Annotated in this window: 20 protein-coding genes and 1 pseudogene; 12 read left to right on the top strand and 9 right to left on the bottom strand. The window is 69.2% G+C overall.

From position 1 onward, the window contains the following. Nucleotides 1-74 precede the first annotated feature (74 nt). Nucleotides 75-488, bottom strand: a complete 414-nt coding sequence (locus tag WMF31_RS20065) for an LIC_13387 family protein (RefSeq protein ID WP_436603502.1) — start codon at nt 486-488, stop codon at nt 75-77. Between the two features lie 1,281 nt (nt 489-1,769). Between WMF31_RS20065 and WMF31_RS20060 the strand changes: the two genes are divergently transcribed. From WMF31_RS20060 to WMF31_RS20045, 4 genes are all read left to right on the top strand, one after another. Continuing rightward, nucleotides 1,770-1,955: a hypothetical protein gene (locus WMF31_RS20060; RefSeq protein WP_436603501.1), complete on the top strand. Its 186-nt coding sequence runs from the start codon at nt 1,770-1,772 to the stop codon at nt 1,953-1,955. Next, entirely contained in the window at nt 1,900-2,274 is a 375-nt protein-coding gene (locus WMF31_RS20055) for a hypothetical protein (RefSeq protein ID WP_436603500.1), read from the top strand. The genes WMF31_RS20060 and WMF31_RS20055 overlap by 56 nt, the downstream gene beginning before the upstream one ends. 594 nt (nt 2,275-2,868) lie before the next feature. Next, entirely contained in the window at nt 2,869-3,411 is a 543-nt protein-coding gene (locus tag WMF31_RS20050; protein WP_436603499.1) for a hypothetical protein, read from the top strand. A 66-nt stretch (nt 3,412-3,477) separates the two neighbouring features. Then, a complete protein-coding gene (locus WMF31_RS20045) occupies nt 3,478-3,714 on the top strand; it encodes an AMP-binding enzyme (protein ID WP_436603498.1) in 237 nt (78 codons plus the stop codon). Here WMF31_RS20045 and WMF31_RS20040 read toward each other — a convergent pair. From WMF31_RS20040 to WMF31_RS20025, 4 genes are all read right to left on the bottom strand, one after another. Further along, a complete protein-coding gene (locus tag WMF31_RS20040; RefSeq protein ID WP_436603497.1) occupies nt 3,683-4,135 on the bottom strand; it encodes a hypothetical protein in 453 nt (150 codons plus the stop codon). The two genes, WMF31_RS20045 and WMF31_RS20040, sit on opposite strands and share 32 nt — an antisense overlap. A 298-nt stretch (nt 4,136-4,433) precedes the next feature. Then, the gene (locus WMF31_RS20035) at nt 4,434-6,953 is read right to left on the bottom strand and encodes an ATP-binding protein (RefSeq protein ID WP_436603496.1); all 2,520 of its coding nucleotides are present in this window, start codon (nt 6,951-6,953) and stop codon (nt 4,434-4,436) included. After that, on the bottom strand, nt 6,883-7,563 hold the full coding sequence (locus WMF31_RS20030) for a hypothetical protein (protein ID WP_436603495.1): 681 nt from the start codon (nt 7,561-7,563) through the stop codon (nt 6,883-6,885). Before WMF31_RS20030 ends, WMF31_RS20035 begins: the two co-directional genes overlap by 71 nt. A gap of 968 nt (nt 7,564-8,531) precedes the next feature. Further along, nucleotides 8,532-8,801 (bottom strand): hypothetical protein, encoded by a 270-nt coding sequence (locus tag WMF31_RS20025; protein WP_436603494.1) that lies wholly within the window; start codon nt 8,799-8,801, stop codon nt 8,532-8,534. Nucleotides 8,802-9,785: 984 nt separating this feature from the next. Between WMF31_RS20025 and WMF31_RS20020 the strand changes: the two are divergent. Further along, nucleotides 9,786-10,226, top strand: a pseudogene (locus tag WMF31_RS20020) (IS21 family transposase); the annotation flags it as partial. Here the strand turns inward: WMF31_RS20020 and WMF31_RS20015 are convergent. Next, nucleotides 10,178-10,474, bottom strand: a complete 297-nt coding sequence (locus WMF31_RS20015) for a hypothetical protein (RefSeq protein WP_436603493.1) — start codon at nt 10,472-10,474, stop codon at nt 10,178-10,180. The pseudogene WMF31_RS20020 and the gene WMF31_RS20015 sit on opposite strands and share 49 nt — an antisense overlap. Nucleotides 10,475-10,650: 176 nt before the next feature. After that, nucleotides 10,651-11,013, bottom strand: a complete 363-nt coding sequence (locus tag WMF31_RS20010; protein ID WP_436603492.1) for a hypothetical protein — start codon at nt 11,011-11,013, stop codon at nt 10,651-10,653. On the opposite strand from WMF31_RS20010, the gene WMF31_RS20005 reads away from it, so the two are divergent. From WMF31_RS20005 to WMF31_RS19985, 5 genes are all read left to right on the top strand, one after another. Next, entirely contained in the window at nt 10,999-11,283 is a 285-nt protein-coding gene (locus WMF31_RS20005; RefSeq protein ID WP_436603491.1) for a hypothetical protein, read from the top strand. The two genes, WMF31_RS20010 and WMF31_RS20005, sit on opposite strands and share 15 nt — an antisense overlap. A gap of 484 nt (nt 11,284-11,767) precedes the next feature. Then, nucleotides 11,768-11,953 (top strand): hypothetical protein, encoded by a 186-nt coding sequence (locus WMF31_RS20000; protein ID WP_436603490.1) that lies wholly within the window; start codon nt 11,768-11,770, stop codon nt 11,951-11,953. Between the two features lie 205 nt (nt 11,954-12,158). Continuing rightward, nucleotides 12,159-12,410: an addiction module protein gene (locus tag WMF31_RS19995; RefSeq protein ID WP_436603489.1), complete on the top strand. Its 252-nt coding sequence runs from the start codon at nt 12,159-12,161 to the stop codon at nt 12,408-12,410. A gap of 742 nt (nt 12,411-13,152) precedes the next feature. After that, a complete protein-coding gene (locus WMF31_RS19990; protein ID WP_436603488.1) occupies nt 13,153-14,421 on the top strand; it encodes a peptidylglycine alpha-amidating monooxygenase in 1,269 nt (422 codons plus the stop codon). 530 nt (nt 14,422-14,951) lie between these two features. Then, the gene (locus WMF31_RS19985; protein ID WP_436603487.1) at nt 14,952-15,869 is read left to right on the top strand and encodes a hypothetical protein; all 918 of its coding nucleotides are present in this window, start codon (nt 14,952-14,954) and stop codon (nt 15,867-15,869) included. Nucleotides 15,870-15,901: 32 nt separating this feature from the next. On the opposite strand, the gene WMF31_RS19980 is transcribed toward WMF31_RS19985, so the two are convergent. Then, nucleotides 15,902-16,102 carry a hypothetical protein gene (locus WMF31_RS19980; protein WP_436603486.1) on the bottom strand — a complete coding sequence of 67 codons (201 nt, stop codon included), beginning with the start codon at nt 16,100-16,102 and terminating at the stop codon, nt 15,902-15,904. Between the two features lie 24 nt (nt 16,103-16,126). Between WMF31_RS19980 and WMF31_RS19975 the strand changes: the two genes are divergently transcribed. Next, nucleotides 16,127-16,762 (top strand): glutathione S-transferase family protein, encoded by a 636-nt coding sequence (locus WMF31_RS19975; protein WP_436603485.1) that lies wholly within the window; start codon nt 16,127-16,129, stop codon nt 16,760-16,762. A gap of 6 nt (nt 16,763-16,768) precedes the next feature. Here WMF31_RS19975 and WMF31_RS19970 read toward each other — a convergent pair whose 3' ends face one another. Then, nucleotides 16,769-16,891 (bottom strand): helix-turn-helix domain-containing protein, encoded by a 123-nt coding sequence (locus tag WMF31_RS19970; protein ID WP_436603484.1) that lies wholly within the window; start codon nt 16,889-16,891, stop codon nt 16,769-16,771. 113 nt (nt 16,892-17,004) lie between these two features. Here WMF31_RS19970 and WMF31_RS19965 point away from each other — a divergent pair, with 113 nt between their 5' ends. Then, a complete protein-coding gene (locus WMF31_RS19965; RefSeq protein WP_436603483.1) occupies nt 17,005-17,502 on the top strand; it encodes a DUF4260 domain-containing protein in 498 nt (165 codons plus the stop codon). Nucleotides 17,503-17,580 lie beyond the last annotated feature (78 nt).

Below are 17,580 nucleotides of genomic sequence, written 5' to 3'. Positions count from 1 at the left end.
GATGCCGCAACGGTTCGTCCGACGGGCCGCTCGTGGCGACTGCGATGGGCTACAGGCTATCTTCGCCCGCACGCTCAGCGCACCACGAGCGCCGCGCCGAAGCACGCCGTCGCGACCCGCATGGTCACGATCGGCGGCGGCGGAAACGCGCGGACGGCGATGGCCAGCAGCGCCAGCGACACCGCCGCGTTCAGCGCCGCGACCGCAGGGAGCGCGGCGAGGGCGGGCGCGGCGAGCACGCAGACGGCGCCGTGCAGCGCGAGCACCAGGCCCATGGCCACGCTGACCCCCCTGAACAGGCCGAGCAGGTCGCGCGACAGCCCCATCATGGTCATCCGGTGCGCCCGCATCGCGCCGAGGACCGCGGTCTCCGCGGCGGGCGTCGCGGGGCGACCGAGCAGCAGCGCGGTGATCGCGAGGTGCCGGAGCCCGGTGACGACCCACGTCCACGCGCCCACCTGAGACAGCACCTGTGCACGGCACCTCATGACAGCCCTCGTTTCTTTGCCGCCGGTCCCTGGCGGGTGCGCTCCACATGCTGCCGTGTGGGCGTGGAGCACGGCCCTGGAGACTTCAATACGGCACCGGATGATCTCACCGGCCGACCGCGCCGGGCCGCCGTCGCGCCCGTCCTCCGCGCCGCCGGGCAATCCGTCAGCCCCGTTGCCGCCGATGCTCGAGAGCCCGCCGTCCGCCTCGCTGGGGCTCGCCGCCGTCGCCGCCCTGGCCACCGTCGGACGTCTCGATCTCGCTGTCGCGCACGGTCACCCCGGCGTGCAGCGCGACGAGGCCGATGCTCGGGTCGCAGGACGACGGAACGGAAGACGGCGAGCCGGAAGGGAGAAAGGCACCCGAGACGGCGACGGGGCTGCGCAGGAGACCACCGGGGCTGCGTAGGAGACCACCGGGGCTGCGCAGGAGCCGGACGGTTGTAACAAAGGACACCAATGGAGGCGCCCAGGAGGGGCACGGGGCCGCGTAGGACGGCGGCGACTGTTGCATAGGACACCAACGGCGGTGCACAGGAGGGCGCCGGGGCCGCGCAGGAGGGCGCCGAGGCCGCGCAGGAGGGCGCCGAGGCCGCGCAGGAGGGCGCCGGGGCCGCGCAGGACGGCCGACGGCGCTGCGCAGGACGGCCGACGCGGCCGCCCCGATCGAGCACGCCGTGGGACTCGCCCTGGACCGGCGTGCGCATGGCAAGTGTTGCCTTCATGGCAAGGCTTGCCAGCCCCCCGGGAGGCAAAAGCGGCAAGGACTGCCATCACGCGCCGATGCCCGCGCCCCGGACGCGACGAGGCGACCGCTCCCGCGCTCCGCCGGGACGGGCGCCCCCTCGTCGCGCCGGAGCGTCACAGGCCAGATCTCCGTGGCACGCTCGTTGCGATGTTGCGATGTCGCGATGTCGATGGGTGTACGCCGAGCGAGGTGAGGGCGCCGCTCCTATCACGGATCGGCCGCTCGCCTCGCATCCACATCCCACATGCTCCGCGTCGCGCAAGCGTCGCCGGAACTGCGTCGCAGGCGGCGGGTGGCGGCACGCGCCATGGGACCGGGAAAGCTGCCCGGCCACTCGGCCCCCTCCGTCCAGGAGTACGAGAAAGCCGCGCGCTGCATTCCCGTACTGAAGAACACGTGTGCGGACTTCCTCGATATCGACGCTCTGTTCGACTCGCACCCCGAGTGCTCCACGGTCTTCGTAGGCAAGGTGGCCGATGGCGGCGAATGCACCGATGACAACGATTGCAGCAGCGCGACCTCGATCAGGCAGGATGAAGCTCGTCGCCATGATCACCGAGCCGAGCAGCATCGCCCGCTTCCTCACCGCGCTCGGCGAGCCGACCGACGTTCCAGCTCGCTCACCCAGCGCCGACGCGGCGGCCGCCGTACTGGAAGAGCACCGTGCTCCGTCGCAGCGTTCCGAGCCTCCGGACGGATATCCGAAGGACCCAACGTGACGGCGGCATCCAGTTCCCAGCGCGGCCCCGACGAGGGCAGGACGGCCCTCGTGAGCACGAGCCGGAGGACTGGGCCGACATCGTCCAGAGGTTCGGCGGCGAGCCGGCGGTCGTCGTGAGCGCCGACGTGTCCGGGCGGCACCGCGGCGACGAGCAGGTGGCCGGGTTCGTGGCCGGGCTGCTGTCCCGGTTCAGCGGGGCGGCGATGGACGACGACACCGCGCACCTGGGGTCGCTGGACGAGCTACGGGGCGGGCACCGGGTTCAGGGGCACCCGTTCTTTGACTACAACGGCTGGTTCGCGGAGAAGAGCCGGTAGGGCCGGACCAGGCGCTGCACCCGACCTGGCGGGCCCGTAGGCCTTTCCTGATTCGTAGCTCCCCCCGCCCGCCGGGCAGGTGAGCTCGTGTGTCAGGCTCACAGCGCGAATCCCTGCAGGAACCCCCTGGCAATCGGTAACGGCGAACATGATCCTCCGCTCCTCCGCAGATCTTCAGCGCTGGCTCGCTGGCAACGGTTGGCTTCAGGATGCGGTCGTGGAACGCCTCGATCCACCGCCGACGTCGGCCCCGGGCTCCGCGCTTCCGGGCAGCGTACGCATGTCGCTCTGGATTCAGGCTGGCGGCAGCCATCGCGCGGGGGAGCAGCGGGTCGTCCGTCAGCTTGAGCTCCGCGCCATGGACATCGAACACCACTCGGTCTCGGAGGGCGGCTATGTCCCCGGGCACTGCAAGCCCATCGCAGCGCCGACGCATCTCCATGATCGGCTGCAGGTGTCACTGTTGGCGGCGGGAGGGAACAATTGCGCCCCGAAGGTCCCGCTCTGCCCCCTCCCTCGGCGGCCTCGGCGGCGGGCTCGACGCCGCGGCTCGCTCGCTGGACAGTGCGGCAGGCTGGTTCTAGGATGGATGGCGTGAAGGCAGAGATCGAGACCCGCTTCGCCGCGAACCTGGAGCGCGTCCGACACCTCGTGGACGTGTACCAACGCGCCGCGGCAGGGCCGGGACGCCGCCCGGTGGAGACGACCGACGTCCTGCGCGCGGCGGTCGTCTTCCTGCACGCCACGCTCGAAGACCTCCTCCGCAGCCTCCTGGAGTGGAAGCTCCCGCTGGCCGCCGCGGCACACCTCAAAGACGTACCGCTGGCGGGGAAGAGGCCACGATCGACCTTCACCCTGGACGATCTCGCGCCCTTTCGTGGCACGAGCGTGGACGACCTCATTGCTCGCTCCGTCCTGGAGAATCTCGAGCGATCGAACTTTAACGATCCGGGCGAGGTGGAAGGTGTCCTGGAGCGGATCGGACTGCCGAAGGTTCTGTTGGATCCCTACCGAGATAAGCTGGGTCCCATGATGAAGCGCCGGCACTGGATCGTTCACCGCGCCGACCGCAACACCGCGACGGGGCGTGGTCATCACGCCGCGCGCGCTCTCCAGCAGGAAACGGTCGAGGTGTAGAGCGAAGCGTTGGAGCAATTCGGCGCGGGTGTGCTGGCTCAACTGTAGGACGTCAGGAGGACGAACATGGCGACGCGAGCGGAACTGGAGCAAGCCCTCACCACGATGCCCAACGTCGACGAAGCGAACGTCGTCGGAGAGCAGAGCCTCATCGCTACCGTGGTGTCCGGGGCGTTCCGCGATCAGAACGAGGCGCAGCGACAGGAAACGGTCTGGAGCTACCTGCGCCAGCGACTTGGGTCCGGTGCCCTGCAGAATATCGAGTTCATCTTCACAAATACTCCGGAGGAGAACGCCGCATAGGCATCGGCCGGCGTTCCGCCCCCTGCGCCGCCGCCATGGCTTGCAGCCGGCGAGCACTCACCCCGCCACCGGGCGCAGCCCGTCGCCGAGCGCGCAGCTCGCGGCGGCCGGCCAAGCCAAGAGGTCTTCTCCTTGCCTGACACCGAGGTGTTCGAGGAGGTGCCGCGCCTCGCGTCGGTGCGGCCGGCCCCTCGAACATCGCGACGGCCTGCGCCTGGCGCTGCTGCGCGGCTTGCCAGCGCGATTGCGTGACGCGCAGGAGCTCGATCTTGTCGCGGAGCGCACGGATCTCCTCGCGTATCAGCGCGGGCTCGTCCTCGGGGAAGGGGGTGCGGACGAGATCGGCCGCGTCGCGCTCGGCGGCGAGCTGGATGCGGCTCGACCAGATGACCCGCCGAGCGAGCTTGCCGGGGAAAATCACGGTGTTGTCGCCCAGCGACTCGGCCTCGCGGAGGAGCTCGGCCTCGCGGGCGGCGCTCAGCGTGTACGCTGCTGCTCTCGTCGACGAGCGAGGCGCGGTCTCGCGCGAAGCGCGCTTCGTTGCGGCCTTGACACCAACCGGGGGGGGTGCACAGGAGGGCGCCTAGGCCGCGCAGAAGGGCCTGCGGGGCTGCGCAGGAGGCCCACCGGGGCCGCACAGGACGGCGCTGGGGCTTATCCAGGAGGGCCAATGGGCTGCGCAGGACGGCCCAGGGGTATCGAAGCGTGTGCGCACGCGGTCACCCCACGCGGTGCAACCACCTTCCGGCGAGCGCCACCTCCTCTGCGGCCGCAAGCACGGTCTCCTCCCCTCCGGCTCGACGCAAGAGGCCGGCGAGCTGCGCCACGCTCGCCCATCCCTGGAAGACACCGGCCAGCGACGGAGTCCCCGAGGCGTCCAGCAGGCTCGCCGAAAGCAGCCGCGCCGCATCGGCGGGGCTCATCCAGGGGGCGGCCCCGCAGAGATCGCCGAGCGCGTCGGCGTCGTGGCCTCCTGCCTCGAAGGCAAGCACCGCACGCCGTGCCGCCTCGGCGCGCATCGATTCAGGGAGCGCCCCTGCAAGCCGCGCCAGCGCGCCAGTCCGCGCATAGCTCCCGGAGGGCTCGACGCAGCCCTCCGCGATTCGTAAAGCCGCTTCGTCCCCCAGGAGCGCGACCGAAGCGGAAGGGTGCTCCTTGACCCAATTGCACCGCTCCTCCGGGGCGAGCTCCTCGAAGAGTGCCCGCACCTCCTCCACCGGCCGCCGGCCCGGAGGGAGCGCCTCACCAAGGCGAAGCAACGCGTCCGCCCGGTAGCCTGCGCTGCTCCCCGCCCACCGCAGCACGAGCGCGCGCGCCTCGTCCTCTCGCCCGACCGAGACCAGGCGTGCACCGAGAGCATGCACCGGCCAGACCGGGACCTCCTCGAGCGCCCTCTCCAGGAGAGGCTCGGACAGGTAAGGCGTCACGGCCTCGGCTTCCTCCCTGGTCTCGAAGCACCAGGGCGCCCAGCGTCGTTCGATCTCCTGGACAGCACGAACTCTCGCCTCTGCCGGCAGCGCGGAGAGCAACCGGGCGAGGACGCGGATCCGCTGGGGCGCAGGCAGGGAACGCGAAGCCCGCTCCAGCGCGACGGCGGAAGCTTCGCTCACCCTCGGCCCAGGCACGAGCGCGGGCGGCGCCCCTCCCGCGCGCGCGATGGCCTCTGCCGCGACCTCCTGGGCTTCCTCTTCGGGGAGCAGGCCCGCCGCCGCGACGAGCCCCCAGACCGCATCCCCCTCCTCCGACCGGCGCGCAGCGGCCAGCGCGAAGCGCGCAACCCGGATGCGCCTCTCGCCCTCCGCCGCCTCCGCCACGGCGACCAGCGCCGAGGGGCTTGACCACCCCGCGCCCGTGTTCTCGGCGATCTCGAACGCTCGCTCGAGGACCCCGGCTCGGGCGGACGGCGAGACCTCCGCAGCGAGGGCGAGCAAGGACAGCGCGCGCGCCGTGTCCGCCTCGAGCCATGGAGTCACGAGGTCTGCGTCCGGGGTCGCCCAGGGCTCCGCGTCTCCCAGCGTCGCCGCCGCGCCCTGCGCCGCCGCACAGCGGACGAGCGCTGCGGCGAGGGAGGGAGGCATGGAGCCGCAGCGCTCCACCTCCTCTCCGATACGATCGCGCAGGCGGCGGAGATCGAGGAGGGCATCGGCGAGCGCCTCGGCAGAGGCAGCCGCTACCCAGCCCGGCTCGGCAAAGGCGAGCATCGAGGCGGCGGGAGCGCCGCCGAGCGCGAGGTGCGCGCTCGCATGACGGCGGAAGTAGGCCGGCCGGCGGCGGGAGGTCTCCGCGGTACATCGCGCGATCGCGTCCCGGTAACGCGCCTCGATCGCCTCGTCGCGACCGGCGCTCCGCTGCGCCCACGCGACCCGCAGCGCCTCATGCTGGAACCTCAGCGCGCGCGCCGGCCCATCCCAGCGCAGGATCCGGTCAAGGGACGGTAGGACCACGTGCAGGAGACCGCGCGCGGTCAAGTCGTCAATCTCCAGGAGCTCCGCGACATCCTCTGCATCGAGCGGCGAGAGCGCGCGCGCCAGCAGGGAGAGCACCTCCAGCGCGACCTCTCCTCCGTCGAGGCGCCCGAGCTCACGCTCGACCTCCGCGGCGAGCGCCTCCGGTCCGCCGTCTCCCCCTGCCGCCGCCCAGCTCGGAATGCCTCGGCGCTCCGCCGCCGCGGGGGAAGGTGGTGCAACCTCGACGAGGAGCGCATCCGCGTCCTCCCATCCGAGGCGCTCCCTCCAGGCGTGCGCTTCGCCCTCTCCGCCCGAGATGGAGACCAGACATCGGACGCGCTGTCCTAGCTCCCGGAGCGTCGAACCCCGAGCGTCGCGAGGCCAGTCGACGCACTCGTCGAGACCATCGAGCACGAGGAGCACCTCGGGCTCGTCCTCGTCCTGGCCATTGGCCAGCCTGTTCCGGAGCTCGGAGCGCAGCTTCAGGACGTCCCGCGGAGGGTGCAGCACGTCCTCGCCGAGCTGCTCCAGGACCGACGCGAGGATCTCCTGCTCGAAGACGAAGGCGCTCGCCCGTCCTACCTGCACCGCGGCGACACAACCCCGCGTGCGCTCGACCGCCTCGTCAACGAGCCGGGTACACAGCGCCGTCTTGCCGGCTCCCGGAGGGCCGTGCAGCACGCACGCGGGGCCCGGAGCAGCGCGCCATCGCTCGAGCGCTTCACGGGCGCGCTCTTCCCCCTCGGTCCACGAGATGGGCGCGGGAGCTCTTTCCTTTTCCTTTTGATGCATGCGCACCTCGGCGTGGGGCGTTCGCCTCCGCTGTTCTAGGCCCTGTAAACGCCGTATTGGCCCTTCTTGCCCTTCGCCCCGATGACGTGCTCCTGAATGCCGAGCCTCTCGAACATCGCTCCGCATTTTCCACCACGTGACCACGGGACGTCGCCCTCCGGAGCGCAGTCCCGACCCGATCGCAGGTCACCTCGATCTGGAACGCCTCGCCGTCCACGACCTGCTTCTCCCCGATCACCCATCCGACCGCGTTGCGTCGAAGCTCGACCGTGCACCCGCTCCCCTCCGCCAGGATCACCTCGCCACGGCCGTTGTAGATGAACCGCTCCTCGGCCCCGTCGTCGTAGATCTTCCTCACCACGCGCCCGGCGAGGTCGCGCTCGAGCGCCGTTGACTCGCTGCCACGGCGGATCAGGAGGACGCGCCCGAGCGCGTCGCGTTGATAGCGGATCTCCCGACCATCGAACGTCCTCTCCGCGATCGGGAGGCCGAGGGCGCCGATCTCGATCGAGTACACCTCCCCCTTCGCGTTGTGGATCTCGACGAGTCGCTCCTGCCGTGCCGCCGGCCCCCTGTCCTCGCCCCTTGCCGCGGCCCGAGACCCCGCCACGCCCGCCGGAAACAGCGCCTCCGCCCATGACAAACACACCTGGGTTCATGCCAGGAATTGCCGGGATGTTCGGGACAGGGGCGGTGCGAGCCATGACGGGAATGCTGCCAGAACTCGAATGTAACCGTCAATCTCGCCGCCCCGCCGCGTCGAACGCGACTGCTCCGCCGCGATTCGCGTGCCGCGCTCGCTCCAGCGCGTGCGCGGAATGTCTCCCGGCCCGGGCGCGAGCGTCCGCAGGGTCGGCTGCACGAGAGCCAACGTCTGGGTGACGCCGCGGAGAGCAGAGGAACAGCGCCGCCATGTTGAGCGTGCGCGTGGGGAGGCCGGAGTACGACTCCGCCGCGCCGCCTGGGCCGAGCAGCGGATGGTCGTCAAGCGGCGTGACGAGGGAGGCGGGGGGCGATGCGCCGGAGCGGCCGTGGCGGCCGCCCGGATCCAGTGCCTCGACGAGCCCGAGCAGACGATCGAGGGGGCGAGGAGCGGCCGGATCTCGGTGTCGCGCACGGCCACCTTGGCGTGCAGCGCGACGAGGGCGATGCTCGGGTCCGTTCTCGCCCCCGTTGACGCGTCGTCCGCCTCGCCGCCGGCCCCGCCCGAGCCCCCCCGGCGCCCCCCTTGAACGCCGCGCCGCACACGCCGAGTTCGCACCTGCGGCCGCCGCCGCCTCCGCCGCCCTGGCACGGCGTGCCCCGGCCGCCGCCGCCGGCTCAGTCCGCTTCCCAGCCGGCGCCATGGCGCCGCCACCCCTGAGCTGGAGCTCCGCTCGCATTTCCCCGGCGTTTCGTGCCGGCATGGGCTTGGCCCGGATGGCGGTGCCCGTCGCATCCATGGCGAACCACGACCTCGAGAGCGCGTCGCTCCAGGTGGCATCGGCGATGCGCATCGCGATGCCACCACACTCGTACTGCCAGCGTGTCATGTTGCCGCGGCCGATGCGGAAGCCGCTCAGCGCATCCGCGGGTCGCTCATTCGTCCTCCTTCATCCGCGGTTCGAGGGGGGGGTCGAGCGCATCGCCATGGCCCCCGCGCAACACGATCGCGGCGTGTCGGGCTGCGTTTTCGACCGCATCGAGGGGATCCACACCGTATGTGGCAGTGCGGCGCCCATCGATGTCCACAGCGACGTCCCAAGGCCACTCTTCTCCCGGGAGGTTTCGCGTCGGCTCGTGGATGCGAACCACGATGTCGCGCGGCTCGCCCTCTTCTGGAGTCAACTTAAACGTCAGCTCGATCATCACCTGCACCTCTTGTCACAATCCCTGAGACACCGGATATATTCTTGGGAACACCTGTCCAGACAGGCCCTATCCCCCCTTGGGCAGTTTTTGCGGCAGAGCTCCGATATCCGATCGCACTTTTCCTTGCATGCCTCTTTGCAGTCGGACGACCTTGAGCCTGTCCCCCACTCGCAAGAGCCGCAAGACTGCGCTTCGGAGCCCTTCCCGACTCCGTAGGCCATCTCGCAATAGTCCTTGGCTTCGTCGAGTGACGCATGCTTGCCCTGGTACAGGGTCGTGCAGGTGGCTGCGCTTCCCCCGCAGATGCTCGAACCGGCCTTCCATGTGACCGTACACGTCACCGTTTGCGAGGCGCACAGATCATAGGAAGCATAGTCACCGTCGGTGCTTTGCGGCTTCCGCGGCACGTTGCCGAAGCCTCCTGCCCCCGTCGGGTAGATGATGCCGCCGCCAGCCCCGCTCGTTTCATCGCCAGGAAGCCAGCACTCACCGACGTCGAAATTGCAAGCAACACAAGACCAGCGAAAAGACTGACGAGCAGGACCGCAAAAGCTCTGTTCATCTCGACTCTCCCCCCAATCTCCAAACAGGCCCAGCAGCGACCATCGCCGCCCAGCTACCATGAAGCACGCGACTATCTCCGCCAGCCATGTGGTGGAGCTCGATCTGGAAGTCCTTCTCTCGGCGCCAGAGCAATCCGCCGAAGGGGCTCAGCGCGAGCCTCGGGCCGGTCCCGATCTGGAACCCGCCCACGCTCACGCCACCGCTGAGCTCGAGCGCCCTTGCCGGCGCCGGAACGACGACGAGCGCGCAGGCACAGACGCACAGCACGAGCGCCCTCGCCTGCCTCTTCGGCCCGTGGCCCATGCTTCACCCCCCATGGCCACCGTCCTCCTGCTGGAAGCCGGCGTCAACCGGCAATCCAGGACCCAATTGTGTCCACATTGTCACCGCGACTACGGCGAGCCGAGCGCTGGCGTGGGCGAGCAAGCGCAGGTCGACTGGGCGCACTTCGGCAAACTGGCTGTCGGCCGAGCGCTACGCCCGCTCTGGGCCTTCGTCATGGTGCTCAGCTACTCGCGGCGGCTCTCCCTGCGCATCTTCCCCGGCGCGGCCATGCCCTTCTTCGTGCGTGGGCACGTCGAGGCGTTCGCCGACTTCGGCGGTGTCCCGCGCGTGCTGCTCTACGACAACCTCAAGAGCGCCGTCGTCGAGCGCCACGGCGACGCGCTCCGGTTCCACTCCATGCTGCTGGATCTCTCGGCGCATTACCGCTTCGAGCCGCGCCCCGTCGCTGTCGCACGCGGCAACGAGGAGGGTCGCGTCGAGCGCGCCATCCGCTACGTCCGCGAGGCCTTCTTCGAGGCACGGAGCTACGCCGGCCTCGACGATCTCAACCGACAAGCGACCGAGTGGACCGCCTCCGCGTACGGCTTGTCGCTGATGTGACCGGCGGGCGAGACCTTGCCTCCCTCGCTGGGGTTCCTTCCCGTGTACGGCTTCGTGCTGCCGTCTTCATCCACGTACGTGAGGACGTTGCCGTCCCTGTCGAGGATGCGGGAATAGATGAGCCCATCGGGATCGACGAGGGTCCACGGCTGGTTGCGCGCGTACCAGTAGGCGTTCATCTCGCCGTCGATCTCCGTCGCCGACCAGGCATAACGCGTCACGTGCTCCTGACAGCCCTCGTTTCTTTGCCGCCGGTCCCTGGCGGGTGCGCTCCACATGCTGCCGTGTGGACCTGGAGCACGGCCCTGGAGACTTCAATACGGCACCGGATGGTCTCCGGTGCGCTTGTCGCCGTGACCGACAGCTCAGCCGGAGCCTCGGCGGGCGTCGTCTGGCATCAGCTCACTACGCGCGATCCGGACGCCGCCGCCATGAACGATTCGGCCCTCTTCGACTGGTCTTTCACCGAGAACGTCGATCCGGGCCAGCTCCGCCACCACCGACGCTTCGCGTTCGGCGCCGGCGAATCGAGCAGCGGGCTGCTCTCGGACGTCGAGGGGCGCCCCGGAGTCCCTCCCCACTGGCTCTTCTTCTTCTCCATCCCGTCCCTCGACGTCGCAGTCGACCGTGTGCGCAGGCACATCGGGCCCATCGAGCTTCCGAACGGCGTGCGGGTCGCGGCATGTGACGACGCGCAGGAGCGGCGTTCGGCCTCGATCTGCCGACTTCCCTGGTCGAGGCGCTTGTGCAGCTCGGCCACGACGCGGACTCGGTGCAGCAACCGCACGCCTCGGTCGCTGTGGTCGAGTCGTCGCTCGACCAGCTCATCCCGGTGGAGTACCGCGCCGATCTGGTGCTCGAGCTTCGCGACGAGCGCGACGCGCTGGTGCTGGCGATTGTCCTCGAGGTGCAGCGCGACGTGGACCCGGACAAGAAGTACTCATGGCCGGCGGCGGTGGCGCACGGCAACGGGCCGAGCGGGCTCACCGTGGTGCAGGCGGCGCTCGCTGCCCTCGGCCGGCTCGATTAGGCGCACGCGATGGTCTATTTTCAGGTCATCTGGAACGGGTTGCGTGAGCCGATGAGGCAGGCTCTGGAGGCACTGGTCATGGAACGGCAGATCGAAGGCGAGGCGACGTTTCCCCCGTCGTTGCAGAGGCTCATCGATCGCGGCATCCGCGAGGGCGAGCTGAAGGGCAAGAGGGACACGCTGTACCCGCGGTTGTGGCGGCGTGCCGCTGCCCCCGGGCCTGTGGACGCGCCGGCTTTCTCCCACCGACGCGGTTCGCCGGCCAAGCTCCGACTCCAGCGATGCAGGAAACCGCAGCACCTCCACGGCGACGCCCTCCTCGCCCGAGATCATCTCGCCCTCCTGGTCCCTGGCCGGGGGCGCCGACGGTGCCTCGCGCGCCGCAGATCCCGTAGTCGCCGTCCGTGCAGCCCACGTCGGCCACGTCCCCGCTTCCTCGCAGTCCGTATTTGCCGGGGTTCGGCGTCGGGGTCGGCTCGCCGTCGTGCCCGTCCTCGGCGCCGCCGGGAATCCGTCACCGCCCTTGCCGCCGACGCTCGGGAGCCCGCCCGCGCACGGGTTCACCACGGCAGCCCCGCCGGCCACGGTCTCCGCCGAGCACGCGTCGCCGCCGTACATCCCATCGGGGCCGTCGGGGGCGTTGCTCGGCCCGGGCAAGTCCTCGCCGTGATACCTCCCCCACCCGGCAGCGGCGCGAAGCCAGCCTCGGAGGATCTCGACCTCGGTGGTTGCGCGGCCCGGAGACGCATCGGCATGCCGGTACCATCGCCTGTTCTGGCCCGCGAGCAGACCAGCCTGGCTCGGGTGCGGCGGGCCATCGAGCTGGAGGTCGCATCGCCGTGCGTGGCGGACCCGAGCCGTGCTACATTTCCCCTGTGTCCACCGAGGAACTTCTCGCGCAGGTGCTGCTGTTGCCTCGCCACGAGCGGGCCCGGCTGGCAGAAGAAGTGCTCTCCAGCCTTGAGGAGCCCGACGCCGAGGAGGTCGCTGCAGCGTGGGCGGGTGAGCTGACGCGCCGAGCGCGCGAGGTCGCGGAGGGTAAGGTCCAGGCGGTCGACTGGGGCACGGCGCGAGCGGAGATCCTGAAGGAGCTCGAGGACCGGCGTGCGGGTCGAGCTTCATCCTGAAGCGCGCGCTGAGCTTCGTGCAGCGGCCATCTGGTACGACGAGAGGCGCCCTGGGCTGGGCGACGAGCTCATCGCCGAGGTCTCGTCGATGCTCGATAAGATGGTAGAGGCCCCGACATTTTTTCCGATCTGGCCAGGGACTTCTCCTGCGTCACGGAGCATTCGCAGAGCGATCGTCGACCGTTTTCCGTACGTCATTGCGTTCGAGGTGCACCCCGAGCACACGCTCGTGCTCGGCAACACGCGGCCGCGGTCTTCACCGATCGGACGCGGGACGCGATGATCACCGACAGCGGACCGTCTCGACCACGCTGCTCGCGCGCGCGCCGTGCGGATAGGACAAACAAACGCGTTCCGCAAAGTCAAGATTCTCGGAGCCGTTCCTGACTCGTGCAGTCCGACTGTACGAGCTCATTGACAGAACGGGCCTTATGCGATGGGGCAGGTCTTCCACGCCTGAAACGCCTGGGATTACCGCTGCGTAGCACCAAGAAGGCATCCTACCGTATAGCTGTACCCTACTGCCTCCTGGCGCGCGAGCGCCTCGATACCTTCCGCGTGAGCGCACCGTTGAACAGTCTCAGAGCGGGCGGGCACTCACCGAAGTAGCACCGACGCCAGGTCGCCGGCCCGTCCGTAGACCTGGGTCGCCGGTGCTCTCACGCGCCAAGTCTCCCGCTGTTCTCGGGAGCTCGCGGCGCGCTTTCTTCTTCCACCCAATTCTTTTCCCCGAGGAGCGCGCATGAATCGTAGTCGATATTTGCTCTCGGCGCTGTCCTTCCTATCCGCTCTCGTGGTCGTCGCGTGCAGCGACGCCGAGAACGGCAACGCGGAAGCGCTGCCGTGCGACGTCGACAAGATCCTCTCCACGAAGTGCCAGACCTGTCACGGGGCGTCCCCGAAGTTCGGCGCGCCGTTCCCGCTGGTCGACCGGAGCGATCTGCTCGCGCCCGCGGTGAGCGATCCCAACAAGAAGGTCTACGAGCTCGTCGCCGCACGCGCCCGCGACACCGCGCGCCCCATGCCTCCGCCTCCAACCGAGCGCCTGACCGCCGCGGAGCTCGCGATCTTCGATCAATGGATCGCCGCCGGCATGCCGGCCGGTAAAGACACGTGCGTCGACCCGGGCGGCGGCGGAACCATCGACCCTCCGACCCTGAGCTGCACACCGGATGTCCTGCTAGCGCCGTCCGCGCCTTACGTCATGCCGAAGGACGTCCAGGACCAGTATATGTGTTATGGGGTCGATGTAGAGATCGGCCAGAAACGACACCTCGTCGGGATCGCACCCCAGATCGACAACAGCACCATTGTACACCATATCCTGCTCTTCAAGGCGGATGAGGCGTCTCCCTCGACGCCCACGCCCTGTGAGGGGGGCGACATCCAGGGGGCTCTTTTGTCCGTCTGGGCGCCCGGCGGCAAGGCCACGGAGCTGCCGCTAGAGGCAGGCTTCCCGCTGGAAGGCACGGCACACTTCGTAGTCCAGGTGCACTACAGCAACATCAAGGGCCTCGACGGGCAGCAAGACAGCACCGGCTTCAACGTCTGCACGACGACGGAGCTCCGCCCCAACGACGCCGGCATCTTCTCGTTCGGCACAGAAGACATCAACATCCCGCCTCACGGCTCGCTCGACGTGAGCTGCGATTACCAGTTCCCGCGGGATATGGGGACGATTTCGGTAATCAGTGTTATGCCGCACATGCACAACCTCGGCAAGCACCTGTCGAGCAACACGGTGCCCACGGACGGCAGCGACCCGAGCAACCTGGGGCTCGCCGATCCGTGGAACTTCGACAACCAGATCTGGTACGACAACGATACCATCCTCCGAGGCGGCGACACCGTGAGGACGCGTTGCGCGTGGGACAACCCGGGCAACAGGGCCGTGGAATTCGGGGAGCGGACGGTGGATGAGATGTGTTATAATTTCGTGATGTACTATCCGTCTCAAGAGATAGAGTTGACTACTCCGACGGACGACGCGTCCTGTGTGACGACAAAATAGACCAGCTCGTGCAAGACGCGCGGCCTGTGCCCGAGCGGAGGCGCGCGCCGTTCGGTGAGAGCGCTCGTAAGCCTGGCGAACAGGAGCACCGCGCGCGCCGCCGGGCGCCTTCGAGGGTCTCTTCGATCCGCGCGCCACCCCGAACGGCCGCGTCGATCGCTTCGCTTTCAGCGAGCGGATAGGACAAGCAAACGCGTTCCGCAAAGTCAAGATTCTCGGAGCCGTTCCTGACTCGTGCAGTCCGACTGTACGAGCTCATTGACAGAACGGGCCCTATGCGATGGGGCAGGCCTTCCACGCCTGAAACGCCTGGGATTACCGCGACGTAGCACCAAGCGGAAGGCATCCTACCGTATAGCTGTACCGTACTGAGCTCGTCCAAACGGCCGCCGTCGCCGGCCCCGCCGCTCCCCAGCCGACGTCGCTGGCCGCCTGCGCCCGCCATGGCGCCGCCGCCCCCTGAGCTGGAGCTCTGCTCGCATTTCCCCGGCGTCTCGTGCCGGCATCGGGTGTGCTCGAGGCCGAGCGTCATGCCGACGCTCGAGCACAACGCCCTCGTCGAGATGTTCCGCGAGCACCCGGCGCTCGCGCCCCGCTTGCTCGCGACGCTCCTCCACGTCGAGGTGCCGCCGCACGCCTCGGTCGCGGTGGTCGAGTCGTCGCTCGACCAGCTCATCCCGGTGGAGTTCCGCGCCGATCTGGTGCTCGAGCTGCGCGACGCGAAGGGCAAGCTCGTGCTGGCGATCGTCCTCGAGGTCCAGCGCGACGTGGACCCGGACAAGAAGTTCTCGTGGCCGGCGTACGTCGCGGTCGTGCGCGCCAGGAAGCGCTGTGACGCGATCGTCCTCGTGGTCGCGCCGGACGCCGGCGTGGCCGCCTGGGCGGCGGAGCGCATCGACCTCGGCCTGGGCCGCGGCACCGTCACGCCGCTCGTGCTCGGTCCGGCGGTCGTCCCCGAGATCACCGACCCGGCCGACGCCGTGAAGGAGACCGAGCTCGCCGTGCTCTCGGCGGTGGCGCACGGCAACGGGCCGAGCGGGCTCACCGTGATCCAGGCGGCGCTCGCTGCCCTCGGTCGGCTCGACCAGGCGCACGCGATGGTCTATTTTCAGGTCATCTGGAACGGGTTGCGTGAGCCCATGAGGCAGGCTCTGGAGGAGTTGGTCATGGAACGGCAGATCGAAGGCGAGGCGACCTTTCCCCCGTCGTTGCAGAGGCTCATCGATCGCTGCAAGCTCGAGGGCATCCGCGAGGGCGAGCTCAAGGGCATGCGTGAGGGCAAGCTCGAGGGCAAGAGGGACACGCTGCTACGGCTGCTTGCGCGTGCGGGGATCGTGCTCACCGAGGACGAGAGCGCGCGCATCCAGGCATGCACGGACATCGCGACCCTCGACCGCTGGATCGAGAACGTCCTCGAGGCGAAGGCTGCCACTGAAGTGCTCTCCTGACGGTTGATGGTGCGGCCCGACAAGGCGATGGATCAAACGGGCTTTGCCGGCGGATGATCGGCGAGGCGTTGCACGGGCGCGGGCGAGCTCCACGCCAGCGATTCAGGAAACCGGCGCGTCTCCACGGCGACGCCATCCTCGGCCGAGCTCATCTTGCCCTGGTCGTCCCAGCGGATGCCGCCCTTGCCCGGCGGCCCCAGCGTGAAGGTGACCTGAGAATCACTCCCAGCCAAGGAATACAGGAAAGGCTTGCTGCGATGAGCGAACTGATCATCTGGACCTACGACTGGGTGCCTGAAGGCCCACGTGGTTTTGTGCGTGATCTGAGGCTGACATGGGCGTGTGAGGAGGCCGATCTCGCCTACACAGTCCAGACGGTCCCATTCGATGGCCGCGAGACCAATCACCTCGCGCGCCAGCCCTTTGGCCAGGTTCCGTTCCTGAGCGACGGAGAGCTGGAGATATTCGAAAGCGGTGCGGGGTTGCTGCACCTGGCCCGGAAGAGCGACAGGTTGATGCCCGCTGATCCGGCTGGAGAAGCGGAGACGCTGCAGTGGACGATCGCCGCGCTCAACTCGATCGAGATGGTCACCGTGCCGTGGTGGTTCTTGAAAATGTGCGGCGATCATGACAATCAACTCACCGGATGGATGGGCAAGCGCCTCGACCGGCTCGAAAAGGTACTGAGCGAGCGAGAATGGCTCGCGGCCGGCCGCTTCACCGTCGCAGACCTGCTGATGGCGGACGTGCTAAGGGTCTCGGAGGTCCGCGCTTTCGGCGATCGGCCGGCGACCGAGGCCTATGTGGCCCGTGTAACTGCGCGCCCTTCATTCAAGAAAGCCCAGGCCGACCAGATTGCGCTTTTCAAGGCGGCCGACGAGAAGAGGACATGAAAAGGGTCAGGCGAGCGGGTGCGTGGGCTGCGCGACGCCAAGGGCACGCGCCGCGGCGGAGAGGCTGCCGGTGCGCATGACGGCAAGGAAGGCACCGTAGAGGTCCCACGAGGGCTCGCCTGGGCTCATCAGAAAATGATGAGCGGATGGACGCATTTGTACAATGTTCATGAGCCCGCGCAGCGACCATGCTCTCCACGTCGCCGGCCCCCGCGCCGGTACCCACGACCAGGAGAACGACCATGACCACCGCCGCGACGCTCCCTGCGCTCGACCTTGCTCCCCCTCCCCGCCGCCCCGCGCCGCAGCCCACCTGCGAGGTCCCGGCGGGCGGGGCCAGGGGCATGCCGCGCGCGCTCCTGCGCCTCGAGGGCGCGCTCGTGCTCGGGGCCGCGCTGCTCGCCTACGCGCACCTGGGCGGGCGCTGGGGATGGTTCGCGGCGCTGTTCTTCCTGCCCGACCTGTCGCTGCTCGGCTACCTCGCGGGCCCGCGGGTGGGCGCGGTGGCCTACAACGCGGGGCACAGCCATCTGGCGCCGGCGCTGCTCGCGGTCGCGTCGGTCGCGCTCGGCTCGCCGGCGCTGCTGCTCGGCGCGGCGATCTGGGTCGGGCACATCGGCTTCGATCGGATGCTGGGCTATGGGCTCAAGTACGGGACGGCGTTCGGCGACACGCACCTCGGCCGCGTGGGCGCGAAGCGCTCTTCCGAGCAACGATGGTTTCAACGCTCGCCGAGCTGAAGACGGCTGCTGAAGCAACCGAGTGGACGGCAGGCAGCCCGGCTCGAGCCAGCCTTTCTCGCCCCCTTGCCGCCTCGT

The organism is Sorangium sp. So ce1036 (assembly GCF_051369805.1).
Lineage (GTDB): Bacteria > Myxococcota_A > Polyangia > Polyangiales > Polyangiaceae > Sorangium > Sorangium cellulosum_F.
This window is presented reverse-complemented; position numbering and strand designations above follow the sequence as displayed.

Excerpts from the sequence above, each read along its gene's own strand:
- WMF31_RS20065 (WP_436603502.1), bottom strand. The coding sequence starts at position 488 with ATGAGGTGCCGTGCACAGGTGCTGTCTCAGGTGGGCGCGTGGACGTGG.
- WMF31_RS20060 (WP_436603501.1), top strand. The coding sequence starts at position 1,770 with ATGAAGCTCGTCGCCATGATCACCGAGCCGAGCAGCATCGCCCGCTTC.
- WMF31_RS20045 (WP_436603498.1), top strand. The coding sequence starts at position 3,478 with ATGGCGACGCGAGCGGAACTGGAGCAAGCCCTCACCACGATGCCCAAC.
- WMF31_RS20035 (WP_436603496.1), bottom strand. The coding sequence starts at position 6,953 with ATGCATCAAAAGGAAAAGGAAAGAGCTCCCGCGCCCATCTCGTGGACC.
- WMF31_RS20025 (WP_436603494.1), bottom strand. The coding sequence starts at position 8,801 with ATGATCGAGCTGACGTTTAAGTTGACTCCAGAAGAGGGCGAGCCGCGC.
- WMF31_RS19990 (WP_436603488.1), top strand. The coding sequence starts at position 13,153 with ATGAATCGTAGTCGATATTTGCTCTCGGCGCTGTCCTTCCTATCCGCT.
- WMF31_RS19985 (WP_436603487.1), top strand. The coding sequence starts at position 14,952 with ATGCCGACGCTCGAGCACAACGCCCTCGTCGAGATGTTCCGCGAGCAC.
- WMF31_RS19975 (WP_436603485.1), top strand. The coding sequence starts at position 16,127 with ATGAGCGAACTGATCATCTGGACCTACGACTGGGTGCCTGAAGGCCCA.
- WMF31_RS19970 (WP_436603484.1), bottom strand. The coding sequence starts at position 16,891 with ATGAGCCCAGGCGAGCCCTCGTGGGACCTCTACGGTGCCTTCCTTGCC.
- WMF31_RS19965 (WP_436603483.1), top strand. The coding sequence starts at position 17,005 with ATGACCACCGCCGCGACGCTCCCTGCGCTCGACCTTGCTCCCCCTCCC.